The organism is Myxococcus sp. AB036A, from assembly GCF_006547355.1.
Classification (GTDB): Bacteria; Myxococcota; Myxococcia; order Myxococcales; family Myxococcaceae; genus Myxococcus; species Myxococcus virescens.
In genome coordinates this window covers 1-24435 of the sequence record NZ_VHLC01000016.1, presented here as the reverse complement: position 1 = coordinate 24435, position 24435 = coordinate 1, and the positions used below count along the sequence as shown (strand labels likewise).

The following is a 24435-nucleotide window of genomic DNA, read 5'->3' as shown; positions in this document are numbered from 1 at the left end:
GTCCCGCGCCTTCCGCGCACGCTCCGCTGAGCACCGGAAGACCTCGGGACGCGGCCCTTTGCATCGCAGGTGTCCCCCACGTCGCGGCTTCCGCGGCGGCGGGAGGGCCTTGCTCGAATCAGCACCCGCGGACGCCTCGGGCGGAAGCGGAACGGGGGGAGTCCGGCAGTTCAGACACCCACATGAGGAGAAGGACCTTGCGCGCCGTTCACCGTGATGACGTTTCCCCCCGACCGTTCCGTGCTCACCGCCTGTCCGTGACGTGGAAGTGGGTGGGCTCTGCCCTGCTGCTCACCATGACGCCCGCTTTGGCGCAGGACGCGGCCACGCCGCCGGACTCCGCGGCCGCCGAGCATCAGGCCGAGCAGGCGGAGGCGGCGCTGGAGGACAACATCTTCCAGATGGCTCCCGTGGTGGTGACGGCGACGCGCACCGAGCAGGACGTCACCTCCGCCCCTGCCTCCGTCACCGTGGTGACGCAGGAGGACCTGAAGCGGGCGCCCGTGGGTGATTTGACGGACGCCATCCGCCTGGCGCCCGGCATCAGCCTGACGGCCGGCAGCCAGGGCCGCCGTGGCATCAGCATCCGCGGCATGGATTCGAGCTACACGCTCATCCTGGTCGACGGAAAGCGCGTGAACTCGCTGGAGGCGGTGTTCCGTCACAACGACTTCGACATCGGCCTCATCCCCACGGAGGGCATCGAGCGCATCGAGGTCGTCCGCGGCGCCATGTCCTCCCTCTACGGCTCCGAGGCGCTGGGCGGCGTCATCAACATCATCACCAAGCCGATTGCGCCCAAGTGGACGGGCGGCATCGACCTGAAGGCGCAGACGCCCACCGTGGGCGCCAACGGCGAGGAGCTCCGCTCCAGCGTCTTCCTCAGCGGTCCGCTCATCGAGGACACGCTCTCCATGAAGGTGACGGGCGGCTTCAACCACCGCCAGGCGTGGAATGGCGCGCGCAACCCGGGCTCGCCCGTGCTCAACGCGGACGGTGCGCCGGTGACGCGTGAAGACGGCAGCGTCGTCAACCACGGCGACCTGGCCACGCTCGAGGGCCGCAATGACCACAACGGCCGGCTGTCGCTGAACTGGACGCCCACCGCGCAGCAGACGATTACCGCCGAGTACGGCCGCGCGTACCAGAACCGCATCGGCGAGTACTACATCGGCGGCTCCTACGGCGACGCGGACGCAGTGGTCCACCGCAACGACGCGGTGCTGGGCCACAAGGGCAAGTGGGACTGGGGCAACTCCGAGGTCCGCGGCTACTGGGAAGGACTGGAGAGCGGCGTCGACGGCCTCACCCAGGACAACATCGTCGCGGAGGCGAACGCCACGGCGTACCTGGGCATCAACACGCTGACGGTGGGCGGCGAGGCGCGCTGGATTGACCTCAAGTCGGACGAGTTCACCAGCGGCGGCGCCAGCGTGCACCAGCAGGCCCTCTACGCGCAGGATGAGCTGGCGCTGATGGACAAGCTGACCCTGCTGCTGGGCGCGCGCCTGGACAACCACGAGAACTTCGGCCTCCACTTCACGCCGCGTGCCTACGCCGTCTACTCGCCCATCACCCACCTCACGCTGAAGGCGGGTGTCGGCACGGGCTTCAAGGCGCCCACGCTGCGTCAGATGAGCACCGAGTCCCTGGTGACGAGCTGCCGAGGCCGCTGCGGCATCATCGGCAACCCGGACCTGGACCCGGAGAAGAGCACCAACTTCGAGGTGTCCGCCAACTGGACCATGACGTCGTGGGCCCTGTCGGCGACCGTCTTCCAGAACAACATCCGCAACCTCATCGACACGCCGCGCGGCACGGGCGTGGAGCCGGTGGGCACCGACCCGGGAACGGGCCTGCCCCTGTACGTGCCCCGCAACGTCAACCGCGCGCGCCTGCGCGGCGTCGAGGCGACGGCGAGCAAGGCCTTCGGCAACGTGGTGCGCCTGAGCGCGAACTACACCTTCCTGGAGAGCCGCGACCTGGAGAACGACGTGCAGCTCGCCTACCGGCCCAAGCACACCCTCAACGGCCAGCTTGACCTGACGCCGGTGGACAAGCTGAAGGCCTTCGTACGCGGCCAGTACATTGGCCCGCAGCTCAGCGGCACCGAGGAAGTGGAGGCCTATGCCCTCTTCGACGCGGGCGCCAGCTACGACATCAGCAAGAACTTCGGCGTCAACGCGGGCGTCCTCAACCTCGCCAACACCCGCACCGAGGACGAGGAAGGCTACGTGTTCCAGGAGCGCGGCCGCACCGTCTACGCGGGTGTGAACGCGCGGTTCTAAGGCGCCGCATCATCCCTCGCCACGCATTGCGCGTGGCGAGGGGCGCCCGCGCGACTCACGCCTCCGAGCCAGCGTGCGGCACAGGCCGGAAGACGCGGAACAGCAACACCAGCGAAGGCACCACCACGGCCGTGCCCACGCCCAGCGCCACCAACAACAAGCGCTGCGCGCCAGGGCTCGCCGCCGCGCCGTGCAGCGTGACGTCCGGCACCACCAGGAACGGGTGCTGCGAGGCCGCCCACCCCAGCACGATGAGCCCCGCCTGCACGGCCGCCGCGACGCGGGCCCATCGGAAGCGGCGCGTCCACAAGAGTGCGAAGGACGCCACCGCAGCCACCGCCGTGCCCGCATGCAGCGCCAGGGCGAAGGGCGAGCGCAAGAGTCCCTCCCAGACGCGCGGCGCCCCCTCGCGTGCCAGCAGCAGCACCGCCAGCGCCGCGACGAAGACGGCCACACCCGCGCCCATCGCCCGGCGGCGGAAGTCCTCGCGCAGCGCGGACTCGGGCGCTTCGTGGGTGAGGTACACCGCCGCCAGGAAGGCGAAGAGGCACAGCGCCAACACGCCCACCGCCCATGAGAAGGGCGTGAGCCACGACGCGAAGAAGCCGCTCACCACCACCCGCCCCTCCACGCGGATGGTGCCGCTCACCACGGCCCCCACGCACATGCCCAGCAGCACCGGCGCGATGACGCTGGCCCCACTGAAGACGAGCCCCCACTGCCGCTGCACCGCGTCCCCGCGCGTGTCGTAGGCCCGGAAGGTGAAGGCGGCGCCTCGGAACACGATGCCCAGCAGCAGCAGCGTCAACGGCACGTGCAGCGCCACGCTCAGCACCGCGAAGGCACGCGGGAAGCCGGCGAACAGCAGCACCAGGCCCACGATGAGCCAGATGTGATTCACCTCCCACACCGGGCCAATGGCGCGGGCGATGAGCGCGCGCTGCTCCGCCTTGCGCGGTCCGGAGGCGAGCAAATCCCAGACACCGCCACCGAAGTCCGCGCCGCCGAAGAGGGCATAGAGGACGAAGGTCCCCGCCACCGCGAAGCCCAGAATCGCGTCAGTGGACATGGGCCTCGCCTCCCGTCAGAGCGCTGTCGCGCGTGGGCAGCGTGCCCGCCACCTGCCGCACCAGCAGGAGCACCACCGTCACCCCCAGGAACAGGTACACGGCGGTGAAGGTCCAGAAGGGCGCGGCCAGGTGCGGCACCGGCGTCACCGCGTCCGCCGTGCGCATGACGCCACGCAGAATCCACGGCTGTCGTCCCCACTCCGTGACGAGCCAGCCCGCCTCCATGGCCACCACGCCCAGCGGCCCCGACAACAGCCACGCCCACATCAGCTTCCGCCCGTGAGGCCAGGCCTTCTTCCGCCACCGCCAGCCCAGCGTCACCAGCGCCAGCAGCGCCATGGCGCTCCCGGTGCCCACCATGATTTGGAAGGCCACGTGGACCTTCGCCACGGGCGGCCACTCGTCGCGCGGGAAGGCATTCAGGCCCTTCACCTCCGCGTCCGGGTCCGCGAAGGCGAGAATCGACAAGCCCTTGGGGATGTCCACCGCGTAGGGCACCTCGCCCGTCTCCACGTTGGGGAGTCCGCCCAGGCGCAGCGGCGCGCCACGCTCCGTTTCGAACTGGCCCTCCATGGCGGCCAGCTTCACCGGCTGCGCCTTCGCCACGTGCTTGGCGGACAAGTCCCCCACCACGGGCTGGAGCAGCGCGGTGACACACGCCAGCGGCAGCGCCACCGACAGGGCCTTTCGGTGGAAGGCCGCGCCCGGGTAGCGCAGCAACACGAAGGCGTGGATGCCCGCCATGGCGAAGGCGCTCGCCTGGTAGCAGGAGAGCAGCACGTGCGCCGTCTGGTACTGCCAGCCGGGGCTGAACATGGCCACCAGCGGCTGCACGTCCATGGGCCCCGACGCCGACGGCGTGAAGCCCGACGGGTGGTTCATGAACGTGTTGACCAGCGTGACGAAGAAGGCGCTGGCCGCGCCACTCACCGCCACCATGACGCCAGAGAACATGTGCAGCCCTGGCGACACCCGCTCCCGCCCGTACAGATAGATGCCCAGGAAGATGGCCTCGGTGAAGAAGGCGACGCCCTCCAGGCTGAAGGGCAGCCCAATCACCTCGCCGTACTGACCCATGAACTCCGGCCACAGCAGGCCCAGCTCGAAGGACAGCACCGTGCCACTCACCGCGCCCACCGCGAAGAGGATGGCCGTCCCCTTCGCCAGCTTCTGACTCAGCTTCTGGTAGTCCGCGTCCCCCGTGCGCCGGCCCTTCCAGTCACTGAGCACCATGAGGACGGGAAGCGCCACGCCCGCCGCGGCGAAGATGATGTGGAACGCGAGCGACAAGCCCATTTGGGCCCGCGCATAGAGCAGGTCCGTCATGGGCATCAGAATGGTTTATGTGTTAATTTGTCGCAATTATGGATTCTTATAACCTCCCTGAGCAGAAGCGGGGACGCGGCGCGCGGGAACCAGCGTCACCACCGCGTTTCGTGCCACAGCGGTGGCGAGCGTGCTGGCGAAGATGAGGACGAGCTTTCTCCCCAGCTCCGCGCCCAGCGGGCGCGGCTCCGCGCTGGAGGCCACGCGGTCCGGGTGCTCCCAGGCACGCGTCAGGGCCTTGCGGCGCTTGCGGCGCAGAATCTCGTCGCGGTTGCGCGCGCGGTACACCGCGTACCCCACGCCCAGGCCCACCGCCGTCAACAGCGCGGCGCCCACGGCCATCAGCTCGGTGCGGTGCTGCCGCGCGTGGTAGCGCACGTCGAGCGCGCGCTCGCGTCGCCGGTCCAACTCCGCCAGCGTGAGCATCAGCTCGTCGCGGATGCGGTCGGCGGTCTCCTCCACCTGCTTGCGGTCCCCCATGCCCCGGGTGATGCGGTGGTCCTCATGCTGCCGCTCGATTGCCGAGGGCTCGCCTGCGCCGCGGTCGTTGCCATTCATTGCAGCGTCTCCCGCGTGAGCTGGTAGTCCATCTTCAAGCGCTCCTGTGTGTGCGGCAGCGGCTTCCTGGGCACGCGCTTGCGGCCCATGAAGAGCAGGACACCGGCAATCGCCAGCAGCACCGCGCCCACCACCAGCACGCCCAGCGCCTGGGCCATGGGCAGGGCCAACCCCAGCGCGACGAAGAGGACGGCCAGCGCCGTGAGCGCCAGCACCGCGCCCGCCCCCAGGAGGATGCCCGCGGTACGCGCGGCCTTCAGCTCCTCACGCAGCTCCTTCTTGGCGTGCATCACCTCGGCGCGCACCAGCAGGCGCGTCTCCGCCAAGGCATGCCGGATGAGCTCCGCCGTGGAGAGCGTCTCCAATTGACTTCGCTCCAGGCGTTCCGATTCGAGATCCACGACGTGCGCCTCCTGCGATGACTCCGCGGGCCACACGTGCGCTCCCATGCCTGCCTGGCATCCTTGCGGCCCGCTCCTTCGCACAAGGTGGGCAGGACGCTCCCTCCAGTGAAGCCCCGGGGAAATGCACGTCGGCGCCCGCCTGCCTGCCCTGCCCTCGCGCTCAGCGGCGACGGCGGTGCGACAGGGCGGTGGCCAGCGTCTCGCGGACCTGATGGGCGCGGAAGAGGCGGTCCGCCGTATCCACCAGGTTTTCGGAGTACAACACCTGCTTGCGCAGCCGCGCGGGGATGGCGCGCGTCCCCAGGTGGGCGCCCAGCAGCGCGCCCGTCAGCGCCGCGGCCACGTCCGCCTCGCCGCCGCAGCGCAGCGTGAGGGCCACCGCCTCCCGGAAGTCGTGCGGCACCTTGAGGATGGCGAACAGCGACGTCAGCAGCACCGGCACCACGTGCGGCGGCAGCCCGTCCACGCCCTTCAGCTCGCTGGGGGGCACGCCCACCTTGCGCAGCTGCGTCAGCGCGCGCGCGGTGTCCCAGGTGAGCAGGCGCGGCAGGTGGCGCACTTCCTCGGCCAGCCCCTTGTCGTGCACGGCCGCCGCCAGCGCCAGCTCCTCGCAGAAGGCCGCGGGTGTCAGCGGCTCCTCTTCCATGCCCAGCGCCGCGGCCTGCGCGAAAGCGGCGGCCGCCGCCGCGCACACCGGATCCTTGTGCGTGATGATGGTGAGCACGCCCGCGTCATGCGGCAGGCGCGCGCGGTGGCCGCTCTCCAGCAGGCCCACCACCAGCGCGCGGCTGAGCACCGAATGGCAGCGCGTGCCCAGGGACGCGCCCGCGCTCATCCACGGCACACCGCTGGCCAGCCGCTGCAGCGCGTCCGCCAGGCTCTTGGGCGGCTGGAGGATGATGCCCTCCTGCCACAGCCACGCCAGGTGCGCCGCCGCGCTGCGGCCGTCCACCTTGCCCTCGCGGATGACGCTCTCCGCCGCCGCGAGCAGCAACTGCGTGTCGTCGCTGAACTGGCCCTTGGCGAACTTGCCACGCGGGCGGGGCGCGAAGTCTTCGGCAAGGCCGGGCAGCCGCGTGAGACTCGCCGGTGGAATGCCGCGCAGCGGAAAGCCGAGCGCATCACCGATGGCGAGCCCCACGAACGCCGCATGGAACCTGTCCTGGCGCTCGGCGGGAGTCAGCGGCATGGGGTCGTGGAGATTAACCGACGCTCAGGCCAGAACGGCCGAGAGAAACCCGTGAAACATCCGCGAGCCGGAGCGGGAAGAATCATGCCGGGGCTTGACGAGCGCGATACAGCCGTCCTCGAAATTCCGCCGCTCGGATTCTTCACCGTCCACCCTCCATCCCTGGCGCCTCGTGGATCGCAGCGCGGGGTGGGCTGACTACCGCAACCAACACGCGCGCGGCAAGCATCGGAGGGTGCACGCATCCGCGCACCTGTACACGTGTCCAACTCTCGAAGCTTCGCGCACGGTGGGAATGGCGCACGAGGGACGCGCAGGTGGCACCAGCGCGCGGGTGTCAGCACACGCGCGCCCGCTCCTTCATGCGTCGTCGCGTCCCAGGTTGACGACGGCCTGCAAGCGCGCCATCACCGCCTGCGCGCCCTGATGCAGGTGCGTGCCATCCCAGAGCGCGGGCGTGGTATGTCCGCCATGCTTGCGCCAGTCCGCTTCCGCCTCGTCGAAGGCCACGTTGCGAAAGCGCACGCGGTCCTCCAGCGCGTAATCCACGATGTAGCGCCGGGCCTGCGCGGACGGTGCATCCGAGATGCGATGAAACAGCTCCAGCGTGCCGGACATCATGACTCGGAGGTGGGGAGGAAGTAGTCCTGCAGGTTCGGGCTCGAGCGGCGGAGCAGATCCGCCAGCGTGTACCGGTCCAGCACCGCGAGAAACGCCTCGCGCGCTTCGTCCAGGACGCTCTTGAGCCCACAAGCGGGAGCGATGGGACAGGCGTTTCGCTCCCGGTCGAAGCACTCCACCAGGTGGAAGTCCGGCTCCGCGGCGCGCAGCACGCGCCCCACCTGGATGTCCGCTGGCGCGCGCGCCAGCACCACGCCGCCGGAGCGGCCCGCTCGCGCGTCCACCACCCCCTGCCCCGCCAGCGTCTGCACCACGCGCACCAGGTGGTGCTTGGAGATGCCGTACGCATCCGCCATCTCCTGCGTGGAGACGGGCCGCCCGGTGCGCGTGGCCAGGTAGAGCAACACCCGCAGCGAGTAGTCGGCATGGAGGGTGAGGTGCACGTCAGCGGGCTCCGGCGTCGGAAGTACGCTGCCCCGATGGAACGCTCGGCAAGAAGGCATCCGTGTGGAGGTCTTTCAGCGAGAGCCCGGCCAGGAACAGCTTCTTTCGAAGGGATAGCACCAATGGCCCGTCTCCGCAGAGCCATGCGCGCCAGCCCAACGGCTTCGGGCATTCGGCGCGGATGAGCACATCGAGCGCGCCTTCGGCCACGTCCCGGCTGCCGCCTTCCAGCACACCCGGACGATAGAGAAACTGAGGATGCTGCTCCGCCAGCGCCCGCAGCTCGGAGGTGAGGTAGAGCCCCTCGGGCGTCCGAGCGCCGTGGAAGAGCCAGATGGGCCCCGAGTGGCCCGCGGCCAGCGCGTCGCGAACGATGCCGTACAGCGGCGCCAGCCCCGTGCCCGTGCCCGCCAGCAACAAGGGCTGCTCCGGCCGGCCGGGCACATAGAAGCAGCTTCCCGCCGGGCCCTGCACCTGGAGCCTGTCTCCCGGCTGTGCGTCCTGCGCCAGCCAGCCACTCATCGCCCCGCCCGGCTGGAGCCGCACATGCAACTCCAAGCCATCTTCATGAGGCAGGCTGGCCAGCGAATAACTGCGAGCCAGCCCGTCCTCGCGCACCAGGGAGATGTACTGCCCCGCGTGGTACGCCAGCGGGCTGTCCGTCACCAGCCGCACACGAAGGACGCTGGTGGACAACAACGACAGCGCCTGGATGCGCGCGGGGATGCGCAGCGCCTCCGCGCCGGTGACTTCCAGCTGCGTGCCCTCCGGAAGCCGGCAGGCACAGGCGAGGAAGTAGCCCTGTGCCCGGAGCGTGTCCTTCAGCCCCACCTGCGCGGCCTCTGGAACCGTCCCCGCCACGGCCCGCATCAGGCAGGACTGGCAGGCCCCCGCGCGGCACGCATTCGGAATGGAGACGCCCTGGCGCAGCAGCGCATCCAGCACACTCTCTCCAGACTCCAGCGGGTACCAGTCGGACTCATGCTTTACCTTGGCCATGGCGTGCTCCTCGGGTCAGCGTCCCAGGACGTCCGCGCGGGCGCTCTCCGCGATGGTCATCACCCTCGCCACCAGCGGCGCGGCCACGCCCAGCTCCTCCAGCGTCGCCTTCAGGTGGCCCGCCACCGCGTCGAAGTGCGAGTCGTTCAGCCCACGCTTCACCAGAGGCGCGTGGCCCGCGCGCATGTCCTTGCCCGAGTAGTGGACCGGCCCACCCGTCACCATCGTCAGGAACGCCTTCTGCTTCGCGGCCTGGCGCTCCATGTCCACGTCCTCGAAGAAGTGGCTGATGTGATCGTCCGCCAGCACCTTCCGGTAGAAGACCTCCACCGCCGCCGCCATCGCCGGCTCTCCGCCCAGCTGCTCGTAGACACTCTTCTCCGCCGTAACGCTCATGGTGCCGCTCCTCTCGCCCGGCATGGGCTTTAAGATGCATTCTAGATGCACCTTAAAATCCGCACCGTCACGTCAAATGAAAGCAGCACTGTCAGTGGAGCTACTGCGAGCGAGGACAGCCGCTGACAGGAGGCCGCCGCGCCCGCGCGAAGGCTCGGGGGCGAACGCAGCCAGGCCCCTGGGGGCATCGTGAAGCGAGGTGCGGACCGGGAGGCCTGTTCCGGAGGCGCCACCCCAGAGGGGCACCGTCACGCAAACAGAAGCGGACACCGGCTCCACTCGAGGGGAGCGCGGGTGTCACGCCAGGGACGCCAGGAGCGCGGGACGCTCCTGGGCGGTGAAACGGGGGGAGAAGCCTACGCGCGCGCGGTGTTGGCGGCGCCGATACGGGCGGCCTCACGGCGCACCGTGGCCTGCTCCAGCTCGAAGCGCGCGTCCTCGGAGGACATGCCCTTCATGCGCTCCTGCGCCTCGGCCATGCGGCGACGGGCGCCTTCCACGTCGATGCCCGTGACGGGCTCGGCCGCGTCGGCGAGCACCAGCACCTTGTCGTTGCCCACTTCCACGAAGCCGCCCGCGACGAAGTAGGACTCGCGCCGGCCACTCTCGATCAGCGTCAGCGCGCCCGGCTCCATCAGCGACAGGAACGGGGTGTGCCCCGGCCGCACGCCGAACAGGCCCCGGCCGCCAGGAACAATCGCCTCGTCGGCCTGCACCGACAGGATGCGCTTCTCGGGGGTGACAATCTCCACAGTCAGCTTGGCCATGAGGCTCCTCGCACAACCGAATCAGAACGTGAGCTGGCGGGTGGTTCCACCCACCGGCTCCAACTCCACCACCCCGGCGTCCGTCAGCCGGGGCCCCTTGCCGGGGATGCCGAGCGTGCCCTCCAGCCACTTGAAGTGGTGGGTGAGCTGGCGCACCTCGGAGAGCTGCCGCGTGTTGAGCCACTCGGTCAGCCGCTTCTCCTGGAGCCGCTGGCCATCCCGCCCGTACTGCGCCGCCACCACCACGCGCGCCCAGGCGGGAGGCCCCTTGGGCTTCTTCGCCTTCGACTTCTTCGACCGCGGCTCCGCCACGGCCTTGCCCTTCTCCACCAGCGGCCACACCACCCAGACGCGCTCGCCGTCGTTGGAGACGAAGTAGAGGTCGTCCACCGTGCCCAGACACTCCTTCAGCGTCCAGACGGGGCCGCTCTCCTGCGTCACCTCCAACCGGCACTGGTCCTGCGCCGCTTCCACCATGCGGACGCTGTAGAGCCCGTTGGCGCTCACCCGAGCCCGTCCCCTGCGCTCCTCCGCCAGGGCGGAGGAGGGAGCCAGGAACATCAGGACCAGGGCGAGCGCTGCACGGCGCATGGGGACCTCTGCGGGAGGAGAAGCGCCCAGCTTAGCTCGCCGCGAGCTTCCGCGCGTTCTCGACCACCTCTTCGATGCCGCCCGTCATGTAGAAGGCGCCCTCGGGGATGTCGTCGTGCTTGCCCTCGGCGATCTCCTTGAAGCCCTGGATGGTGTCCTGGAGCTTCACGTAGCGGCCGTCCTTGCCCGTGAAGACCTTGGCCACGAAGAAGGGCTGCGACAGGAAGCGCTGAATCTTGCGGGCGCGGGCCACCACCAGCTTGTCATCCTCGGAGAGCTCGTCCATGCCGAGGATGGCGATGATGTCCTGCAGCTCCTTGTACCGCTGGAGGATGCCCTGGACCTTGCGGGCCACGCCGTAGTGCTCCGCGCCGATGACGGCCGGGTCCAGGATGCGGCTGGTGGAGTCCAGCGGGTCCACGGCGGGGAAGATGGCGAGCTCGGCGATGGAGCGGTTGAGCACCGTCGTCGCGTCGAGGTGGGCGAAGGCCGTCGCGGGCGCCGGGTCCGTGAGGTCGTCGGCGGGGACGTAGATGGCCTGCACGGAGGTGATGGAACCCTTCGTGGTGGAGGTGATGCGCTCCTGCAGACCGCCCATCTCCGTGGCCAGCGTGGGCTGGTAACCCACGGCGCTGGGGATGCGGCCCAGGAGGGCGGACACCTCGGAACCGGCCTGGGTGAAGCGGAAGATGTTGTCCACGAAGAGGAGCACGTCGCGGCCTTCCACGTCGCGGAAGTACTCGGCCATGGTCAGCGCGGACAGGGCCACGCGGGCGCGGGCGCCGGGCGGCTCGTTCATCTGGCCGTACACCAGCACGGCCTGGCTGGCCTCCAGGTTGTCCGTCTGGATGACCTTCGTGTCCTGCATCTCGTGGTAGAGGTCGTTGCCCTCGCGGGTGCGCTCACCGACGCCGGCGAACACGGAGAAGCCACCGCGCTCCACGGCCACGTTGCGGATGAGCTCCTGCAGGAGCACCGTCTTGCCCACGCCGGCGCCGCCGAAGAGGCCGATCTTGCCACCGCGGGTGTACGGGGCGAGCAGGTCGATGACCTTGATGCCCGTCTCGAACATCTGCACGCGCACGTCCTGCTCCGTGAAGGGCGGCGGCGCGCGGTGGATGGACCAGTACTCCTGCGCCTTCACGGGGCCCATCTCGTCCACCGGCTCGCCGGTGACGTTCAGGATGCGGCCCAGGGTGGCCTTGCCCACCGGCACCTGGATGGGGGCGCCCGTGTTCGTGACGGCCATGCCGCGGCCCAGGCCCTCCGTGGAGTCCATGGCGATGGTGCGGACGGTGTTCTCGCCCAGGTGCTGCGCCACCTCGAGGGTGAGGTTGTCGGCGTCGGCGCTCAGGTTCGCGTTGGTGACCTTGAGGGCCGTGTAGACCTCGGGGAGACCGCCGGGCGGGAACTCGACGTCGACCACGGGGCCGAGGACCTGGATGATTCTGCCTGCCGTCGGAACTTGAGCGCTCATGGAATCGTCTGCCTCGCACGGGGAGCGGACGGGCGCCGCCACCCTTGAAATTTCGGCCCGGCTGTGAGGGCGGGCCCCCTTTACCGGGGCCCCCCCCGGGGGTCAAGCCTCCCGGGCAACTGACTGGTAAGTCCGGCTTAGCGGAACCACATGCCGGGCGCCACCCTCTTACTTCCCATCCGTTTGGTAGACCAGGGGCAGCCCGCTGTTCGGGCTACCGACCAGGACGACCTTGGCGTTCTGGCTCTGAACCTGCTCGCGTTTCGAGGAGGAGCGCTCCTCCGGCGCGTAGCGGCCGAACACCCCGCGGATCTCCGGGCGGACCGCGAGGCGAGCAGGTTGCCGGCGTACTCGACCCGGTCTGGGGATGCAGTTCGAAGCGCGTCGCGGGGGCCTTCAACGCGAAGGGCCCACCTCGATAGACGAGGCGGGCCCAGGAGACGGGGTCGCGGCTGCGCGAATGCCCTACTTCAGGGCCTCGGCGCCGGAGACGATCTCCATCAGCTCCTTGGTGATGACCGCCTGACGCGTGCGGTTGTAGGTGAGCGTCAGGCTGCCAATCATGTCGGTCGCGTTGGAGGTGGCGTTCTCCATGGCGCTCATGCGGGCGCCGTGCTCACTGGCCACGCTCTCCAGCAGGGCGCGGTAGAGCTTGATGTTGACGGCCTGGGGCACCAGGCGGTCCAGCACGGACTGACGGTCCGGCTCGTACTTGAAGTCCACCAGCGAGGTGGAGCCCGCCGTCGGGGCCTGGTCCGGCGTCCCCAGCGTCTGCAGCGGCAGCAACTGAGCGACCTTCACCGTCTGGGAGATGGCGGTGACGAACTCGTTGTAGACGATGTGGACCGCGTCCACCTCGCCATTGAGGTAGCTGGCCACCAGCTCCTCGGCCACGTCCGCGGCGGCGCGGTAGTTCAGGCGCTGGTACAGGCCGCCGAAGTCCTTGCGGATGTTCTGGCCGCGGTTGCGGAAGAAGTCGTTGCCCTTCCGGCCCACGGTGGAGAGGCGGATGCTCTCCAGGTTCGTGTTCTCGTAGAGGAACCGGTTGGCGCGGCGGATGACGTTGGAGTTGAAGCCGCCGGCGAGGCCACGGTCCGACGTGAGGAGCACCAGCTCCACGCGCTTCACCGGGCGGGCCGTGAGCAGCGGGTGGCTGAGGCTCGCATCCCCGGCGCGAGAGGCCAGGTCCGCGATGATTTGATCCAGCATCGTCGCGTAGGGACGCGCCGCCAGGATGCCGTCCTGCGCCTTGCGGAGCTTCGCGGCGGAAACCATCTTCATCGCCTTGGTGATCTGACGCGTGTTCTTCACCGAGCGGATGCGCTTGCGAATGTCGCGAAGGGACGCCATGGACCGGGGAGCTCCTGTGGGGCGTTCGACCCGCTTTGTCCTGAAGGAAGGCGGGGCAGGGTAAGACGGGGCCCCCTATATAGGCGGGGCGGGAGCCGGTCAACGGATGCCTGCCGCCGCCGGGCAGACGATCGCACGTCCCATCGCACACGGCAGGCGGCCAAGCCCCCTTGACAGCCCCTCCCCGCGGTAGGACACGGGCTTACCTTGCGGGAATGGTGGCTCAGACGTCATCCGGTCCGCTGCTCATCGTCGAAGACGACGTGGACATCTGTGAGGCCCTTCAGACCTACCTGGAGCTGCACGGCCACGCGGTGCGCGTGGCGCGCAACGGCCGGGAGGCCCTGGAGAAATTGGCCCAGCCTCCCCGCCCCGCCCTCATGGTGCTGGACATGGCCCTGCCTGTCATGGACGGACACCGGGTGCTGACCACCCGCAAGGCGAGTGAAGCGCTGGCCCAGGTGCCCGTCATCATCCTGTCCGCGGGCACGGCGGAGATGAATCCGAGGGACCGGGCCGTCTATGCGTCTTCGTACAACGTGGCGGCATTCTTGAAGAAACCCGTGGAGCCCCGGCAGTTGCTGGAGGCCATCGAGCGATTCGCCCCAAAGCCGGCGGGCTCCCAGGCGGGCACGTTCCCCTGAGACAGGGATGTCGCTCTGGGCTTTCCGGGGGAGAGCGCCCGGAACACAATGGCCCCTCAACCGGTGTTCTCGGGGTCCATGAAGCCAGGCGGTACGAGATGGGTGTGGTTGCGGAGAGGCCTCGCGGTGCTGGCCGCGGGGGGGCTGGGGCTGCTCGCTCTCTCCCACTTCGTCCGCCTCAGCTACCAGGACCGCATCGTCCCCCTGGAGCAGGCGCCCCAGGCTCCCGTGGCGTTGGTGTTCGGCGCGGGTCTGGCGCGGGGCGCGGTGCCCTCCCCTGTGCTCGCCCAGCGGCTGGATGCGGCCGTCGCGCTGTGGCAGCAGGGCAAGGTGCAGGCGGTGCTCGTCAGTGGAGACCAGACGAAGCCCTTCCACCATGAGACGCGCGCCATGCGGCGCTACCTGGTGCAGCACGGCGTGCCCGAAAGCGCGGTCCTGGGCGACGAAGCGGGGCTGTCCACCTATGACAGCTGCCTGCGGGCCGCCACGGTGTTCGGCGCGAAGCGGGCGGTGCTCGTCACCCAGCGCTTCCACCTGACGCGGGCGCTGTTCATCGCCAACTCGGTGGGCATCGACGCGTGGGGCGTGGCCGCGGACGAGGGACGGTCGACGCCGTGGCGCTACCAGTTGCGCGAGACGCTGTCGCGCGTGCTGGCCCTGGCCATGGTGATGCTGGAGGTGGAGCCCGCCTACCCCTCTGGCCGCACCGTGCTCCCGGAGCGCTGAGGCACGGGCAGGCATGGCAGGCAGGCGGGCGGCGAGAATTGCCGGAGCCCCCGCGGGTTCTCATTCTTGAGACGAAGGCAGCCGACCCACCGCGCTATCCGAGGAGAGGCCATGCGATTCAAGAAGCTGGGGTCAGACGATGTGGGCGAGTCCACCTCTCGGCGTCACATGAACCCGGACACCGGTGAGGATGAAATCAACATCTCCGACCAGGACCTGGCGGCGACCCCACCGATGGAGGAGGAGCCGGACTTCCGCGACATCCTCCCGGATGAGATTCATGAGTTCCGCCGGGGGGATGAGGAGGAAGAGCCGCTGGAGTTGACGGCACAGCCGGGCTACCGCATCCGCCCCATCGACTTCGACAAGCTGCCGCAGGGATAGACGTACGGTGAGGCGACGCCGGGGCAAGGCGCGGGAGCGCGCCTTGCCTCCGTGCCGTGACTACCGGCCGCGAGCGCCCTTCTTCGCCGCTGGCTTCTGGGCTGAGCCCTTCTTCGCGGCGCCCTTCTTCGCCCCGGACTTCTGAGCAGCGGCCTTCTTCACAGAAGACTTCTTGGCAGCGCTCTTCTGAGCAGCGGCCTTCTTCGCCGCGCTCTTCTGAGCAGTCGCCTTCTTCGGTGCGCTCGTCGGGGCACCGGCCCGCTTTGCCGCGCCCTTCTGTGCAGGGGCCTTCTTCGGTGCGCTCGTCGGGGCACCGGCCCGCTTTGCAGCGCCCTTCTGAGCAGGGGCCTTCTTCGCCGCGCTCGTCGGGGCACCGGCCCGCTTCGCCGCGCCCTTCTGTGCAGGTGCCCTCTTCGCCGCGCCCTTCCGAGCCGGAGCCTTCGCGGTGACCGCTGCCTTCCGCGCGGGGGCCTTTGCGGTAGCGGCCTTCTTCGCCGCGCCCTTCTGGGCAGGGGCCTTCGCGGTGACGGACTTTTTCGCCGCTGCCTTCCGCGCGGGGGCCTTTGCGGTAACGGCCTTCTTCGCCGCGCCCTTCTGGGCAGGGGCCTTCGTCACCCTGTTCGCGGTGGCAGGCTCCTTCTCAGTGCCCTTCTGGGCAGGGGCCTTCGTCGCCCTCTCCGTGGTGGCGAAGGACTTCTTCTCCACACCCGTCTGGGCGGGGGCCTTCGCGGTGGCCATCTTGGGCGCAGCCTCCGGCTCCGAAATGGCTTCAGCCGCTCCAGTTGGGAGCTCCGCCGAAGCCGCTTCAATCGCGGCCTTCTTCGCGGGGCGCGCCTTCGTGGGAGCGGGCTCCGCGGCGGCCTTCTTCACACCCTGCACCCTGCTCGACGCACTTTTCGGGAACAGCACGCCAGCGCCCCCGATGGCCAGCGGCATCTGCTGGGCCTGCGCGCGTGCCTTTCTCGAGCCGGCCCCATCCTCGTAACGGGAAGACGGGCGGACGTCGTCGTACTCGTACGCGAGCTCGCGGACCTCCGTCTCCGCTACCGCCACTTCGGCGGCCTCCTCATCGGCCAGCTCCGCCTCCTCGAGCTGCTCGGCCTCTTCGGCCGCTTCAGCCTCGGCCGCCGCACCGAGCGGTGCCTCGCCGGACTCCGCCGCTTCTTCGTCCTCCTCGTCGACCTGGACGCCGGATAGCGCCCCCTGAAGGACGGCATTCATCGCCCGAGCAAAGGTGCGCTCACCGAAGCTCTCCACCTCCGCGGGGGGCACGAGCACGTCGAGCATGTCCTTCAACGAGCGGTACAGCCGCATCTGCCGCTTCTCGCCCTCCCAGGTGCCATAGACCCAGTCGTCGCTCTCCAGCGCCTCGACCCAGGCCGGCAACGGACCGCCACCGTCGCCCTGCTCCACCATGGCCGACTTGCGCGAGGCGAAGAGGTGCCGGTGCTGCCCCTTCAAGCCGATGCGCCACAGCCCCGCCGCGGGAAGCCCTTCCAGCTTGAGGCGGGTCTTCTCCAGGACGCTCGGGTCTCCCTCCGCGCCGTGCAGACGGAAGAGGAGAACCTCACCGTTGAGCTCGCCCCCGTTGAACGCCTGATACAGGTCGGTGAGCTCATCGGGGAATGGAACGCCGCACTCCGTTTCGGCCCGGCGAATCTCCTCGGGAGAGACGCCAGCTGACGATGCCTTTACCGACTTGCGAAGTGCCTCCAACCACTCGTGCATGACCCCTCCACGACATCCAGTCGCACAACCTTACGGCGGCTGAGCGCTCCTGCGCAGTGCGGGCTTTGGCTTTTGATGACACCGCGCCAGAGCTGATCCAACTCGCTCCGGCTGACATGGCAGCCACCACCGCGCGCAGGCATACCTTGAAAACCCGTACCCACTGTCCAACCCATCCCCTCCTCCGGAAAAACAGGACTCACGCACGAAGGTGATGCCCCTGGCGCCCGCTCCAGCCGCCCGCGTTTCGGAGCGGCCCAGGCGTTCCGCTGATCCATCCTCCGCCGGGTGAAGCGTCCCAACTCGGCAACAACCCACCCGCCTGGTCCCCCAGGGCCCGGCCAGGGCGCCCAATGGGGTGAGCCGCCCGGCCGCACGAGCGGAATTTCCGACGCGCGGGCGTGAATGGCGAACACCAGGGGCTCTCCCTGGACATGGACCACGTCGGAAAGGACTAGCTGGGCACCATGGACACGAACGTGGCGCGGCCATCTGCCGCTGTGGCCATCGCAGTTGCGAGCTGACATGGGTTGCGAGGACCGCCCGGCGCGGCCCTCCAGTTGGGAGCGAGCGGCGACGTGGCCCCAGGACCGTGGCACCTCCCGTACACCCTGCCGCCGGCACGGTGTACGGGCGCCGGGGCGACGGCACCGGCGAGGACTTCGAGCCGTGCCCCCGTGAGCAGGTTGAACACGACACCCGAGCCCGTTAGGCAGGAGGCCATGGCACATCCCGTGAGCTACGAGGGGACGGCGGAGAACTTCGACCAACTGGTCCTGGAGCCCAAGGGCGAGCTGGTGGTCGTGGACTTCTGGGGTGACGGCTGTCCGAACTGCGAAATCTACGCGGCGGCCGAGCCCGCGTTGCTGGCGGATCTGGATGGCGCCCCGATGCGTGTCGTCAAGGTGAACGCATACCAGTACGAAGACCTGGCCAAGCGCTTCGGCCTCTTCGGCATCCCCACGTTCCTGCTGTTCCGTGAGGGCAAGCTCATCGGGAAGATGAGCCAGTACTACGGCAAGGAGTACTGGCTCGGCGTAGTGCGGGACCACCTGCCCAAGGCCTGACGCCGCTCAGGGATTCGAGGCGGGCGCGCGCCGTAACGCCGTCAAAGGGCACCAGGGCCGCGTCTACACCAGGATGGTCCCGACCTTGCGCAGCACGTTGAACAGCTTGTCCCGGTCCAACTCCGACTTCGCGAAGGCCTTCGCGACGAAGACCTCCTTGAGCGCCGCATCCGAGGCATCGAACTCGCCGTTCTCGTAGTGGTGCTTCGCCTTCACCTTGGCCTGGATGTCGTGGTCGTCCGCGATGACTACGTCCGCCTTCAGCACGCCGCCGACCCGGAGCGACGCGTCGTTGCCGTGGCCCCACACCACCTGCGCTTCCAGGTTCTCGCCCACGACGACCTCGCCGTCCGTGTCCACACCGGTGGCGCGCAGCGTGCCGCCCACCACCAGCATCCCTTCCATCCCCGCGTTGCGCAGCACGCCTTCCACCGTGAGGTCTCCCGTCACGAGCAGCGGCCCATCGACGTGCACGTCGCCCTTCACCACGAGGTCCCCGCGCACGAAGCGCGGCAGCTTGGACAGACGAGGCGCCTTCTCCTCGGCCGGCAGCACGTCCCGCGCGAGCTGCACCACCGCCATGGCCGTCCAGGGGAGCTCGCCCTGGAGCGAGGCCGCGAGCTGGTCCCAGGACGTGGCACCTTGCAGCGCGAGCCCTTTCAGGACCTGTTCGACGCCGTCCACGTTCTTGTCCTCGAAGTACCAGGCCTTGAGCAGCGTCTTGCGCTGACGCGCCAGCGCCTCCAGCAGCGGCTGCACGTCCAACGCGCCGGCCTTGGCCTTGCCCGAGGGAGCCTTGGCCCCCATGAGCTGGGCGAGGGACGCGTTCTTGTGCTCCAGCGCCTCCTGCGCGGGCGTCTGGCCGCTGCCATTCTTCAGCGAGACATCCGCCCCCGCCTTGAGCAGGACCTCGATGACGGGGCCTCGCTCCTTGAAGCGTGCGTGCTGATGCAGCGGCGTCCAGCCCTTGCCCGCGTTCGGATTCGCTCCCGCGTCGATGAGCGCCTGGGCCACGTCGGCCTGACGCGCTTCGAAGAGCGCCGTCCGCCCTGACGTATCGAGCGCATCCACGGGCACGCCGCCTTTCGCCAGCGGGGCGATGCAGGACACGCTGCCGTGCTCGGCCGCGACATGCAGCGGCGTGGACTTATTCGAATCGACGACGTCGGCGGAGACACCCAGGCGGAGCAACTCCTTCACCAGCGCCGCGTCATCCACCATCGCAGCGAGGTGGAGCACGCTGTGCTTGCTGGAATCCCTCGCCTCCAGGTCCGCGCCCAACGCCACCAGGGCCAGCACCCGACCCGTGCGGCTGTTCCCTTCGAAGCCAGGGCCGAAGAACGGCTTCGCATCCAGCCCCGCCGCCAGCAGGAGTCCGGCATCCAGGTCCTTGCCCTTCTTCCCCGCGGGGCGTGCCGCGGGCTTCTGCTTCCGCAGCCAGGCCAGGAAACCCTCATCGGAGTAGGCGCCCTCCAGCCCCTGGAAGTTGAGCGAGTCGTCATCGCCCATCACGCCCTGGGCGCACATGCCAGGAAACTCCTCCACCTTGGCGAGCAACTCGCGGTAGCCCTGCTCCGGCTTGCCTTGCGTCAGTGCGCGCCAAGCCTCGAGCCCGCGGCGTCCACGCTGGTGGTTCGCGAGTTCCCGCAGGCTGTTGGCTTCGTTCAGCGCGGCCTCCGCTTCGTCGAGCTGCGCCACGGTCGGCTTGCGCCGCACCAGGTCCTCCGCCCACTGGCTCAGGGCCAGCGAACGTGCGCGATGGGCGAGCGTCAGCGCGCCGCCGGGCTTCGTCCCTCGCGTCAGCTCGAGGATGCGGTCGCGCAGCCGCCAGTGCTCGGCCTTCAGCTCCTGCTCCCAACGGTGCGGCTCCATGCTCCGCGTCGGGTCCAAACACCAGCTCAGGGAGTGGAGTCCCAGCAGATGCTCGGGCTCCGCCGCCACGACTTCGCGCAACAGCGGAATCGCCTGGTCCAGCTGCGGCGGCATCTCGTCCAGCAGACTGTCCGCCTTCTTCATCAACGCAGCGACATCGACCTTCTTCGGAGCTTGAACACGCGACATGGCGGGAGAACCTGCCACGAGTCAGTGACATGCGCGTGCGAAACTCGCGGGCCGCGGAGCCCCTCTCAACCCGAGAATTCTCACGCGCCAAGCGTGGCATGACCGCTGCTTGCTCGCCGTCCTCGTCAGCACGCGAACCTTCACCACCTGATTCGAGGACAACGCTGCCTTGCCTGCCACTTGGCCCTCGTGGCGGTGCGGCCTACTCTCATGCACGACCTCATGCCTTTCGAGCCCTACGACATCGATCCGAACGACCCGCGCGCGCCGCCCCAGGAGACGTGGGACGCGCTCTCGTCCGAGGAGCGTCAACGCATCGTCGACAGCCTTCCATCCGAATTCCCCGTTTCGGAGGCAAACCCGCCGGAGGGCGATTTCCACTTCGAGGCCAAGACACGCGCCCGCGAGGTGCTCGGCAGCTTCTTCTCCCGCATTGGCCGCAAGGTGTACCTGGGGAGCGAGCTGCCCGTGTACTACCCAGGCGAATCCATGTTCGCCCCAGACGTCATGGCCGTGGTGGACGTCGAGCCCCACGCGCGGATGCGCTGGGTGGTCAGTGCCGAGGGCAAGGGCCTGGACTTCGCGCTGGAAGTGCACGTCGCGGGTGAGCGGCGCAAGGACTTGGAGCGCAACGTCGAGCGCTTCGCCCGGCTGGGTATCCGCGAGTACTTCGTCTTCGACCGGGGCCGGCTACGACTGAGCGGCTGGCGGCTGGACGAAGGGCGCCGCGTCTATCGCCCCATCCTTCCGCAGCACGGCCTCTATCCATCCGAAGTCCTGGGATTGGACCTCCAGGTAGATGACGAGCGTCTGCGCTTCTACCTGGGAGGCGCGGCCCTGCCGGAAGCACCCGAGCTGATTGCCCGCCTCGAACACATGGTTGAGCGCGTCGAGGCCAGCCGTGCGGAGCTCGTACAGCAACTCGCGGAGGAGTCCCGCCTGCGAGCCGAGGAGTCCCGACTCCTGGAACTGGAAACCCAGCGCCGTGAGGACGCCGAGCGCCAGCTCGCCGAGGCCCGGGCGGAAATCGCGCGCCTGCGTGGTGAGCGCGCCTGACGCTCAGTCCCGATATCCGCGCGCCTGCAGCCGGAACAAGTGCGCGTAGCGGCCGTCCTTCGCCATCAGCTCGTCGTGGCTGCCCAGCTCGTCCACCTGCCCGTTGTGGAGCACGGCAATCTGGTCCGCCATGCGCACCGTGGAGAAGCGGTGCGAAATCACAATCGCAATCCGGTCCGCCGCCAGCGCCTGGAAACGCTCGAACAGCGCGTGCTCCGCCTCCGCGTCGATGCTGGCCGTGGGCTCGTCCAGAATCAGCACCTCCGCGTCGTCGCGCATGAAGGCCCGCGCCACCGCCAGCTTCTGCCACTGGCCCGCCGACAGCTCCTGCCCCTTCTCGAACCAGCCGCCCAGCATCGTGTCGTATTGCTGTGGCAGCGCCGTAATCACACCGCTGGCCCCGCCCTCCTCGGCCGCCTTCTCGATGCGGGTCCGGTCCTCCAGCGCTGGCACGTGCCCCAGGCCGATGTTCTCCGCCACGTTGAACTGGTAGCGCACGAAGTCCTGGAACACCGCGCCGAAGCGGCTGCGCAGGTCCTCCACATCCATGTCCTTCAGGTTGACGCCGCCGTAGAAGATGTCGCCGTCCACCGGCTCGTACAGGCGCAACAGCAGCTTCACCAGCGTGCTCTTCCCCGCGCCGTTCTCCCCCACCAGCGCCAGCTTCTGTCCCGGCTTCAGCGTCAGCGACACGTTCTTCAGCGCCCACGCATCCTTCCCCGGATAACGGAAGGACACGTCGCGCAGCTCGATGGCGCTGTCGTGCCCACGCGGCGGAGAGAGCGGCGGCAGCACCCGCGTCGCCTCGCCGCCGGTGGGGATGTCCAGGTACGCGAACAGGTTGCTCATGAAGAGCGCGTCCTCGTACATGGAGCCCACGCTGGTCAGGATGCCCTGGAACGCCGCCTGCCCCTGACGGAACACGCTCAGGTACAGCACCATGTCGCCCACGGTAATCGTCCCGCTCGCCGCGCGGCCCGCCACCAGCAGGTAGCAGCCATAGAAGGCGCCCAATGAGAGGACGCCCAGCCCCAGGCCCCAGGCCATTCGCCGGAAGGCCAGCGCACGGTCCTCCGCGAAGAACTTCTGGAAGAGCGTGCGGTAGCGGCCCAGCACCAGCGGCCCCAATCCGAAGAGCTTCACCTCCTTCACGTGGCTGTCCCGCGTGAGAATCCACTCCAGGTAGTTCAGCTTGCGGCCCTCGGGCGCGCGCCACGAGTAGAGCCGGAAGCCCGCCATGGCCAGCCGCGCCTCGGCGATGAAGGCCGGCACCGACGCGGCCACCAGCACCACCACGCTCCACGGCGACAACGCCACCAACAACGCGGCGAAGGTGCCCAGGGTGATGGTGTTGCGGACGATGGAGAACGCCTGCGTCACCAGCGACAGCGGCCGGCTGTTCGCCTCGCGCCGCGCGTTCTGCATCTTGTCGTAGGTGGCCGAGTCCTCGAAGTGCCGCAACTCCAGCGCCAGCGCCTTCTGGAGGATGCGCTCATTGAGCAGGTTCCCCAGGTTGGCGCGAAGCAGCTCGCGCGTCAGCGTCAGCCCGCGGTCCACCACCGCCGAGCCCAGCATCAACCCGAACTCCAACCCCACCAGCCCGTACACCCGCGAGCGGGCCTCCACCGAGCCCTGCGCCGCCGCCACCACCGAGTCCACGATGAGCTTGCCCACCCAGGCGATGGCCGCCGGCAACAGCGCCGCCACCAGCGTCAGCGCGCCCAGCACCACCGCGCCGCGAGGGCTGGCCTGCCAGAAGAGCCGGAAGGTCCCCGGCAGTTGCTTGAAGAGACTGCCCGCGTTCTGGAAGCGGGCCTTGAGCGACACCGGGGCGGCAGGGGCTGTTGTAGGACGAGGAGACACGGTCCGCGTTCATAACGCGGAGCGCGCCCTCCTGCTTCAGGATGCAGGCGGAAGGTGACGCGACACCAGCACGTCGCAGCCCGCGCGCGCCAGCACCTGCTCCGTCAGCGGCGTGCGCGCCTCCACGGCGGACATGGCCAGCGCCAGCAGGTCCGAGCCCCGCTCCAACGCCTCCGCCAGGATGCCCTCTTCGGCCGGCTCGCCGCAGCGCACCCTCACCTCCAGCTCGCGGCCCGCCTCCCGGTAGGGCGCGAGGAAGCGGCCAAGCGCCACCCGCGCCTGATACTCCCGCTCCTGCCGCAGCAGCAGCCACCGCTCGGCCGGCGCATGAGCACGGCGCAGCTCCGCCTCCTGCGCTGCCGTGTCCACCACGTGCAGCACGTCCACCAGCGCGGGCGCCGGGCACAGGCGCAAGGTCAGCTCCAGCGCCCTGCGCGACTCGCGTGAGAAGTCCACCGCCACCAGGGGCCTTCCGTAGGGCCGGACCGGGTGCGGCACCACCACCAGCACGGAGACGCCCAGCTTGCGCACCATGCGCCGCACCGTCGAATCCTCGGCCAGCGCGCGCACCGGGTACGTCACATGGGGACGCCCCAGCACCACCAACTCCGCGCCCGACATCCGCACCACGGCCGACGCCACCTCCACCGGGTCCCCTCGCCCGAGTTCCTCGCGCACGTCGATGTCCACGCGGTTGCGCAGCCGCCTGCACACGGAGTTCACCGCCTTGCGCAGGCAGCGTTCACCCGACAGCGTCCCACCTGGCCCCTCCTGCCCGTCCAGGACGGGGGCCACGTGCAGCACGCAGAAGGCGCTCCCGTGCGCCAGCGGAAGGCGCAGCGCGCGCGCCAGCGCGAACTCGGAGCGCAGCGAGAAATCCGTTCCCACCACCAGGCGCGACACGCCCCGCTGCCCCCGGGCGAGCCCTGGAGGGAGCAACGGCACTGCCGTCCTCGAAAGTTGTGACGGCCTCATTTCCATCCCTCCTTCCCTTCCACCCGACTCACCTTGTGAGTATGCGTGTAGCGGTGAAGGTGGCACCTTGCAGCCTCCCGGAGGCAGCCGGTCGCTCCACCGCTCCGTGGACGGCCGCGCGGCACCTGGCGTCATCCACACCTCGAAGATTCAGGCGTCGCGCGCCTGGCGCCACCGGGCTCGGCGTGTCGCAAAGTCCGCGACCGGGCAGGCCTCCGGAACAGGCCCACCTCCGCTCAGGGAACACTCCGCGAGGTGAAGAGGTGCCAAGGAGCGGCTCCCTGAAAAATCTCCAGCAACCCGGCGGCCGTCCCCACAGAGAAGAAGGGAGAGCAGGCGTCCTTCACGAGGCTTGGCCTGCTTGGCATGTCCGAAGTCCGATAGAAGGTCCGAGCGAGGCACGGCCTGTCCCTTATACACATCTGACGCTGCCGACGAAGCTAGAAGTGTA

The 24435-nt window shown here is 69.2% G+C and carries 23 protein-coding genes; 6 read left to right on the top strand and 17 right to left on the bottom strand.

Annotated elements, in window-relative coordinates; translation table 11 throughout:
* Nucleotides 1–257 precede the first annotated feature (257 nt).
* Nucleotides 258–2288 (top strand): TonB-dependent receptor, encoded by a 2031-nt coding sequence (locus tag FL344_RS09070; RefSeq protein ID WP_228564886.1) that lies wholly within the window; start codon nt 258–260, stop codon nt 2286–2288.
* A gap of 55 nt (nt 2289–2343) precedes the next feature.
* Here FL344_RS09070 and FL344_RS09065 read toward each other — a convergent pair whose 3' ends face one another.
* The 13 genes from FL344_RS09065 to atpG all read right to left on the bottom strand — a co-directional run bounded on the left by FL344_RS09065 (nt 2344) and on the right by atpG (nt 13480).
* Nucleotides 2344–3357 carry a cytochrome d ubiquinol oxidase subunit II gene (locus FL344_RS09065; RefSeq protein WP_141618228.1) on the bottom strand — a complete coding sequence of 338 codons (1014 nt, stop codon included), beginning with the start codon at nt 3355–3357 and terminating at the stop codon, nt 2344–2346.
* Nucleotides 3347–4690, bottom strand: a complete 1344-nt coding sequence (locus FL344_RS09060; RefSeq protein WP_141618227.1) for a cytochrome ubiquinol oxidase subunit I — start codon at nt 4688–4690, stop codon at nt 3347–3349. Before FL344_RS09060 ends, FL344_RS09065 begins: the two co-directional genes overlap by 11 nt.
* A 30-nt stretch (nt 4691–4720) precedes the next feature.
* Nucleotides 4721–5242, bottom strand: a complete 522-nt coding sequence (locus FL344_RS09055; protein ID WP_141618226.1) for a hypothetical protein — start codon at nt 5240–5242, stop codon at nt 4721–4723.
* Entirely contained in the window at nt 5239–5643 is a 405-nt protein-coding gene (locus FL344_RS09050; RefSeq protein WP_141588177.1) for a phage holin family protein, read from the bottom strand. Before FL344_RS09050 ends, FL344_RS09055 begins: the two co-directional genes overlap by 4 nt.
* Nucleotides 5644–5806: 163 nt before the next feature.
* Nucleotides 5807–6835, bottom strand: coding sequence for an ADP-ribosylglycohydrolase family protein (locus tag FL344_RS09045; protein ID WP_090487588.1), 1029 nt, complete (start codon nt 6833–6835; stop codon nt 5807–5809).
* Between the two features lie 360 nt (nt 6836–7195).
* Nucleotides 7196–7456 carry a hypothetical protein gene (locus FL344_RS09040; RefSeq protein ID WP_141618225.1) on the bottom strand — a complete coding sequence of 87 codons (261 nt, stop codon included), beginning with the start codon at nt 7454–7456 and terminating at the stop codon, nt 7196–7198.
* Entirely contained in the window at nt 7453–7899 is a 447-nt protein-coding gene (locus FL344_RS09035) for an Rrf2 family transcriptional regulator (RefSeq protein WP_141588178.1), read from the bottom strand. Before FL344_RS09035 ends, FL344_RS09040 begins: the two co-directional genes overlap by 4 nt.
* 1 nt (nt 7900) lies before the next feature.
* Entirely contained in the window at nt 7901–8899 is a 999-nt protein-coding gene (locus FL344_RS09030; protein ID WP_141618224.1) for a 2Fe-2S iron-sulfur cluster-binding protein, read from the bottom strand.
* Between the two features lie 15 nt (nt 8900–8914).
* Nucleotides 8915–9295: a group 1 truncated hemoglobin gene (locus FL344_RS09025; protein ID WP_011556840.1), complete on the bottom strand. Its 381-nt coding sequence runs from the start codon at nt 9293–9295 to the stop codon at nt 8915–8917.
* Between the two features lie 356 nt (nt 9296–9651).
* Complete coding sequence (locus FL344_RS09020) at nt 9652–10062, bottom strand: F0F1 ATP synthase subunit epsilon (RefSeq protein ID WP_011556841.1); 411 nt, start codon at nt 10060–10062, stop codon at nt 9652–9654.
* Between the two features lie 21 nt (nt 10063–10083).
* A complete protein-coding gene (locus FL344_RS09015; RefSeq protein WP_141588180.1) occupies nt 10084–10653 on the bottom strand; it encodes a hypothetical protein in 570 nt (189 codons plus the stop codon).
* A gap of 31 nt (nt 10654–10684) precedes the next feature.
* Complete coding sequence (gene atpD / locus FL344_RS09010) at nt 10685–12130, bottom strand: F0F1 ATP synthase subunit beta (protein ID WP_141618223.1); 1446 nt, start codon at nt 12128–12130, stop codon at nt 10685–10687.
* Nucleotides 12131–12595: 465 nt separating this feature from the next.
* The gene (atpG, locus tag FL344_RS09005; RefSeq protein WP_141618222.1) at nt 12596–13480 is read right to left on the bottom strand and encodes an ATP synthase F1 subunit gamma; all 885 of its coding nucleotides are present in this window, start codon (nt 13478–13480) and stop codon (nt 12596–12598) included.
* 215 nt (nt 13481–13695) lie between these two features.
* Between atpG and FL344_RS09000 the strand changes: the two genes are divergently transcribed.
* From FL344_RS09000 to FL344_RS08990, 3 genes are all read left to right on the top strand, one after another.
* Complete coding sequence (locus tag FL344_RS09000; RefSeq protein WP_194858181.1) at nt 13696–14124, top strand: response regulator; 429 nt, start codon at nt 13696–13698, stop codon at nt 14122–14124.
* Nucleotides 14125–14172: 48 nt separating this feature from the next.
* Complete coding sequence (locus tag FL344_RS08995) at nt 14173–14850, top strand: vancomycin high temperature exclusion protein (protein WP_141618220.1); 678 nt, start codon at nt 14173–14175, stop codon at nt 14848–14850.
* 111 nt (nt 14851–14961) lie between these two features.
* The gene (locus FL344_RS08990) at nt 14962–15234 is read left to right on the top strand and encodes a hypothetical protein (RefSeq protein WP_090487560.1); all 273 of its coding nucleotides are present in this window, start codon (nt 14962–14964) and stop codon (nt 15232–15234) included.
* 60 nt (nt 15235–15294) lie between these two features.
* Here the strand turns inward: FL344_RS08990 and FL344_RS08985 are convergent, their stop codons facing one another.
* Nucleotides 15295–16962 (bottom strand): SMI1/KNR4 family protein, encoded by a 1668-nt coding sequence (locus tag FL344_RS08985; RefSeq protein WP_141618219.1) that lies wholly within the window; start codon nt 16960–16962, stop codon nt 15295–15297.
* 722 nt (nt 16963–17684) lie between these two features.
* On the opposite strand from FL344_RS08985, the gene FL344_RS08980 reads away from it, so the two are divergent.
* Nucleotides 17685–18029 carry a co-chaperone YbbN gene (locus tag FL344_RS08980; RefSeq protein WP_141588186.1) on the top strand — a complete coding sequence of 115 codons (345 nt, stop codon included), beginning with the start codon at nt 17685–17687 and terminating at the stop codon, nt 18027–18029.
* 63 nt (nt 18030–18092) lie between these two features.
* Here FL344_RS08980 and FL344_RS08975 read toward each other — a convergent pair whose 3' ends face one another.
* A complete protein-coding gene (locus FL344_RS08975; protein WP_228564885.1) occupies nt 18093–20090 on the bottom strand; it encodes an ankyrin repeat domain-containing protein in 1998 nt (665 codons plus the stop codon).
* A gap of 210 nt (nt 20091–20300) precedes the next feature.
* Here FL344_RS08975 and FL344_RS08970 point away from each other — a divergent pair, with 210 nt between their 5' ends.
* On the top strand, nt 20301–21146 hold the full coding sequence (locus tag FL344_RS08970) for a Uma2 family endonuclease (protein WP_194863051.1): 846 nt from the start codon (nt 20301–20303) through the stop codon (nt 21144–21146).
* A gap of 3 nt (nt 21147–21149) precedes the next feature.
* Here FL344_RS08970 and FL344_RS08965 read toward each other — a convergent pair whose 3' ends face one another.
* Both FL344_RS08965 and FL344_RS08960 read right to left on the bottom strand, forming a co-directional pair.
* The gene (locus FL344_RS08965; protein ID WP_141588196.1) at nt 21150–22973 is read right to left on the bottom strand and encodes an ABC transporter ATP-binding protein; all 1824 of its coding nucleotides are present in this window, start codon (nt 22971–22973) and stop codon (nt 21150–21152) included.
* A 72-nt stretch (nt 22974–23045) separates the two neighbouring features.
* Nucleotides 23046–24125 (bottom strand): universal stress protein, encoded by a 1080-nt coding sequence (locus tag FL344_RS08960; RefSeq protein WP_141618216.1) that lies wholly within the window; start codon nt 24123–24125, stop codon nt 23046–23048.
* Nucleotides 24126–24435: the final 310 nt, after the last annotated feature.

Bases quoted from the DNA above. Each gene is read 5' to 3' on its own strand.
- FL344_RS09065 (WP_141618228.1), bottom strand. From the start codon at position 3,357: ATGTCCACTGACGCGATTCTGGGCTTCGCGGTGGCGGGGACCTTCGTC.
- FL344_RS09060 (WP_141618227.1), bottom strand. From the start codon at position 4,690: ATGCCCATGACGGACCTGCTCTATGCGCGGGCCCAAATGGGCTTGTCG.
- FL344_RS09055 (WP_141618226.1), bottom strand. From the start codon at position 5,242: ATGAATGGCAACGACCGCGGCGCAGGCGAGCCCTCGGCAATCGAGCGG.
- FL344_RS09045 (WP_090487588.1), bottom strand. From the start codon at position 6,835: ATGCCGCTGACTCCCGCCGAGCGCCAGGACAGGTTCCATGCGGCGTTC.
- FL344_RS09040 (WP_141618225.1), bottom strand. From the start codon at position 7,456: ATGATGTCCGGCACGCTGGAGCTGTTTCATCGCATCTCGGATGCACCG.
- FL344_RS09030 (WP_141618224.1), bottom strand. From the start codon at position 8,899: ATGGCCAAGGTAAAGCATGAGTCCGACTGGTACCCGCTGGAGTCTGGA.
- FL344_RS09025 (WP_011556840.1), bottom strand. From the start codon at position 9,295: ATGAGCGTTACGGCGGAGAAGAGTGTCTACGAGCAGCTGGGCGGAGAG.
- FL344_RS09020 (WP_011556841.1), bottom strand. From the start codon at position 10,062: ATGGCCAAGCTGACTGTGGAGATTGTCACCCCCGAGAAGCGCATCCTG.
- FL344_RS09015 (WP_141588180.1), bottom strand. From the start codon at position 10,653: ATGCGCCGTGCAGCGCTCGCCCTGGTCCTGATGTTCCTGGCTCCCTCC.
- atpD (WP_141618223.1), bottom strand. From the start codon at position 12,130: ATGAGCGCTCAAGTTCCGACGGCAGGCAGAATCATCCAGGTCCTCGGC.
- atpG (WP_141618222.1), bottom strand. From the start codon at position 13,480: ATGGCGTCCCTTCGCGACATTCGCAAGCGCATCCGCTCGGTGAAGAAC.
- FL344_RS09000 (WP_194858181.1), top strand. From the start codon at position 13,696: ATGGTGGCTCAGACGTCATCCGGTCCGCTGCTCATCGTCGAAGACGAC.
- FL344_RS08995 (WP_141618220.1), top strand. From the start codon at position 14,173: ATGGCCCCTCAACCGGTGTTCTCGGGGTCCATGAAGCCAGGCGGTACG.
- FL344_RS08990 (WP_090487560.1), top strand. From the start codon at position 14,962: ATGCGATTCAAGAAGCTGGGGTCAGACGATGTGGGCGAGTCCACCTCT.
- FL344_RS08985 (WP_141618219.1), bottom strand. From the start codon at position 16,962: ATGCACGAGTGGTTGGAGGCACTTCGCAAGTCGGTAAAGGCATCGTCA.
- FL344_RS08980 (WP_141588186.1), top strand. From the start codon at position 17,685: ATGGCACATCCCGTGAGCTACGAGGGGACGGCGGAGAACTTCGACCAA.
- FL344_RS08975 (WP_228564885.1), bottom strand. From the start codon at position 20,090: ATGTCGCGTGTTCAAGCTCCGAAGAAGGTCGATGTCGCTGCGTTGATG.
- FL344_RS08970 (WP_194863051.1), top strand. From the start codon at position 20,301: ATGCACGACCTCATGCCTTTCGAGCCCTACGACATCGATCCGAACGAC.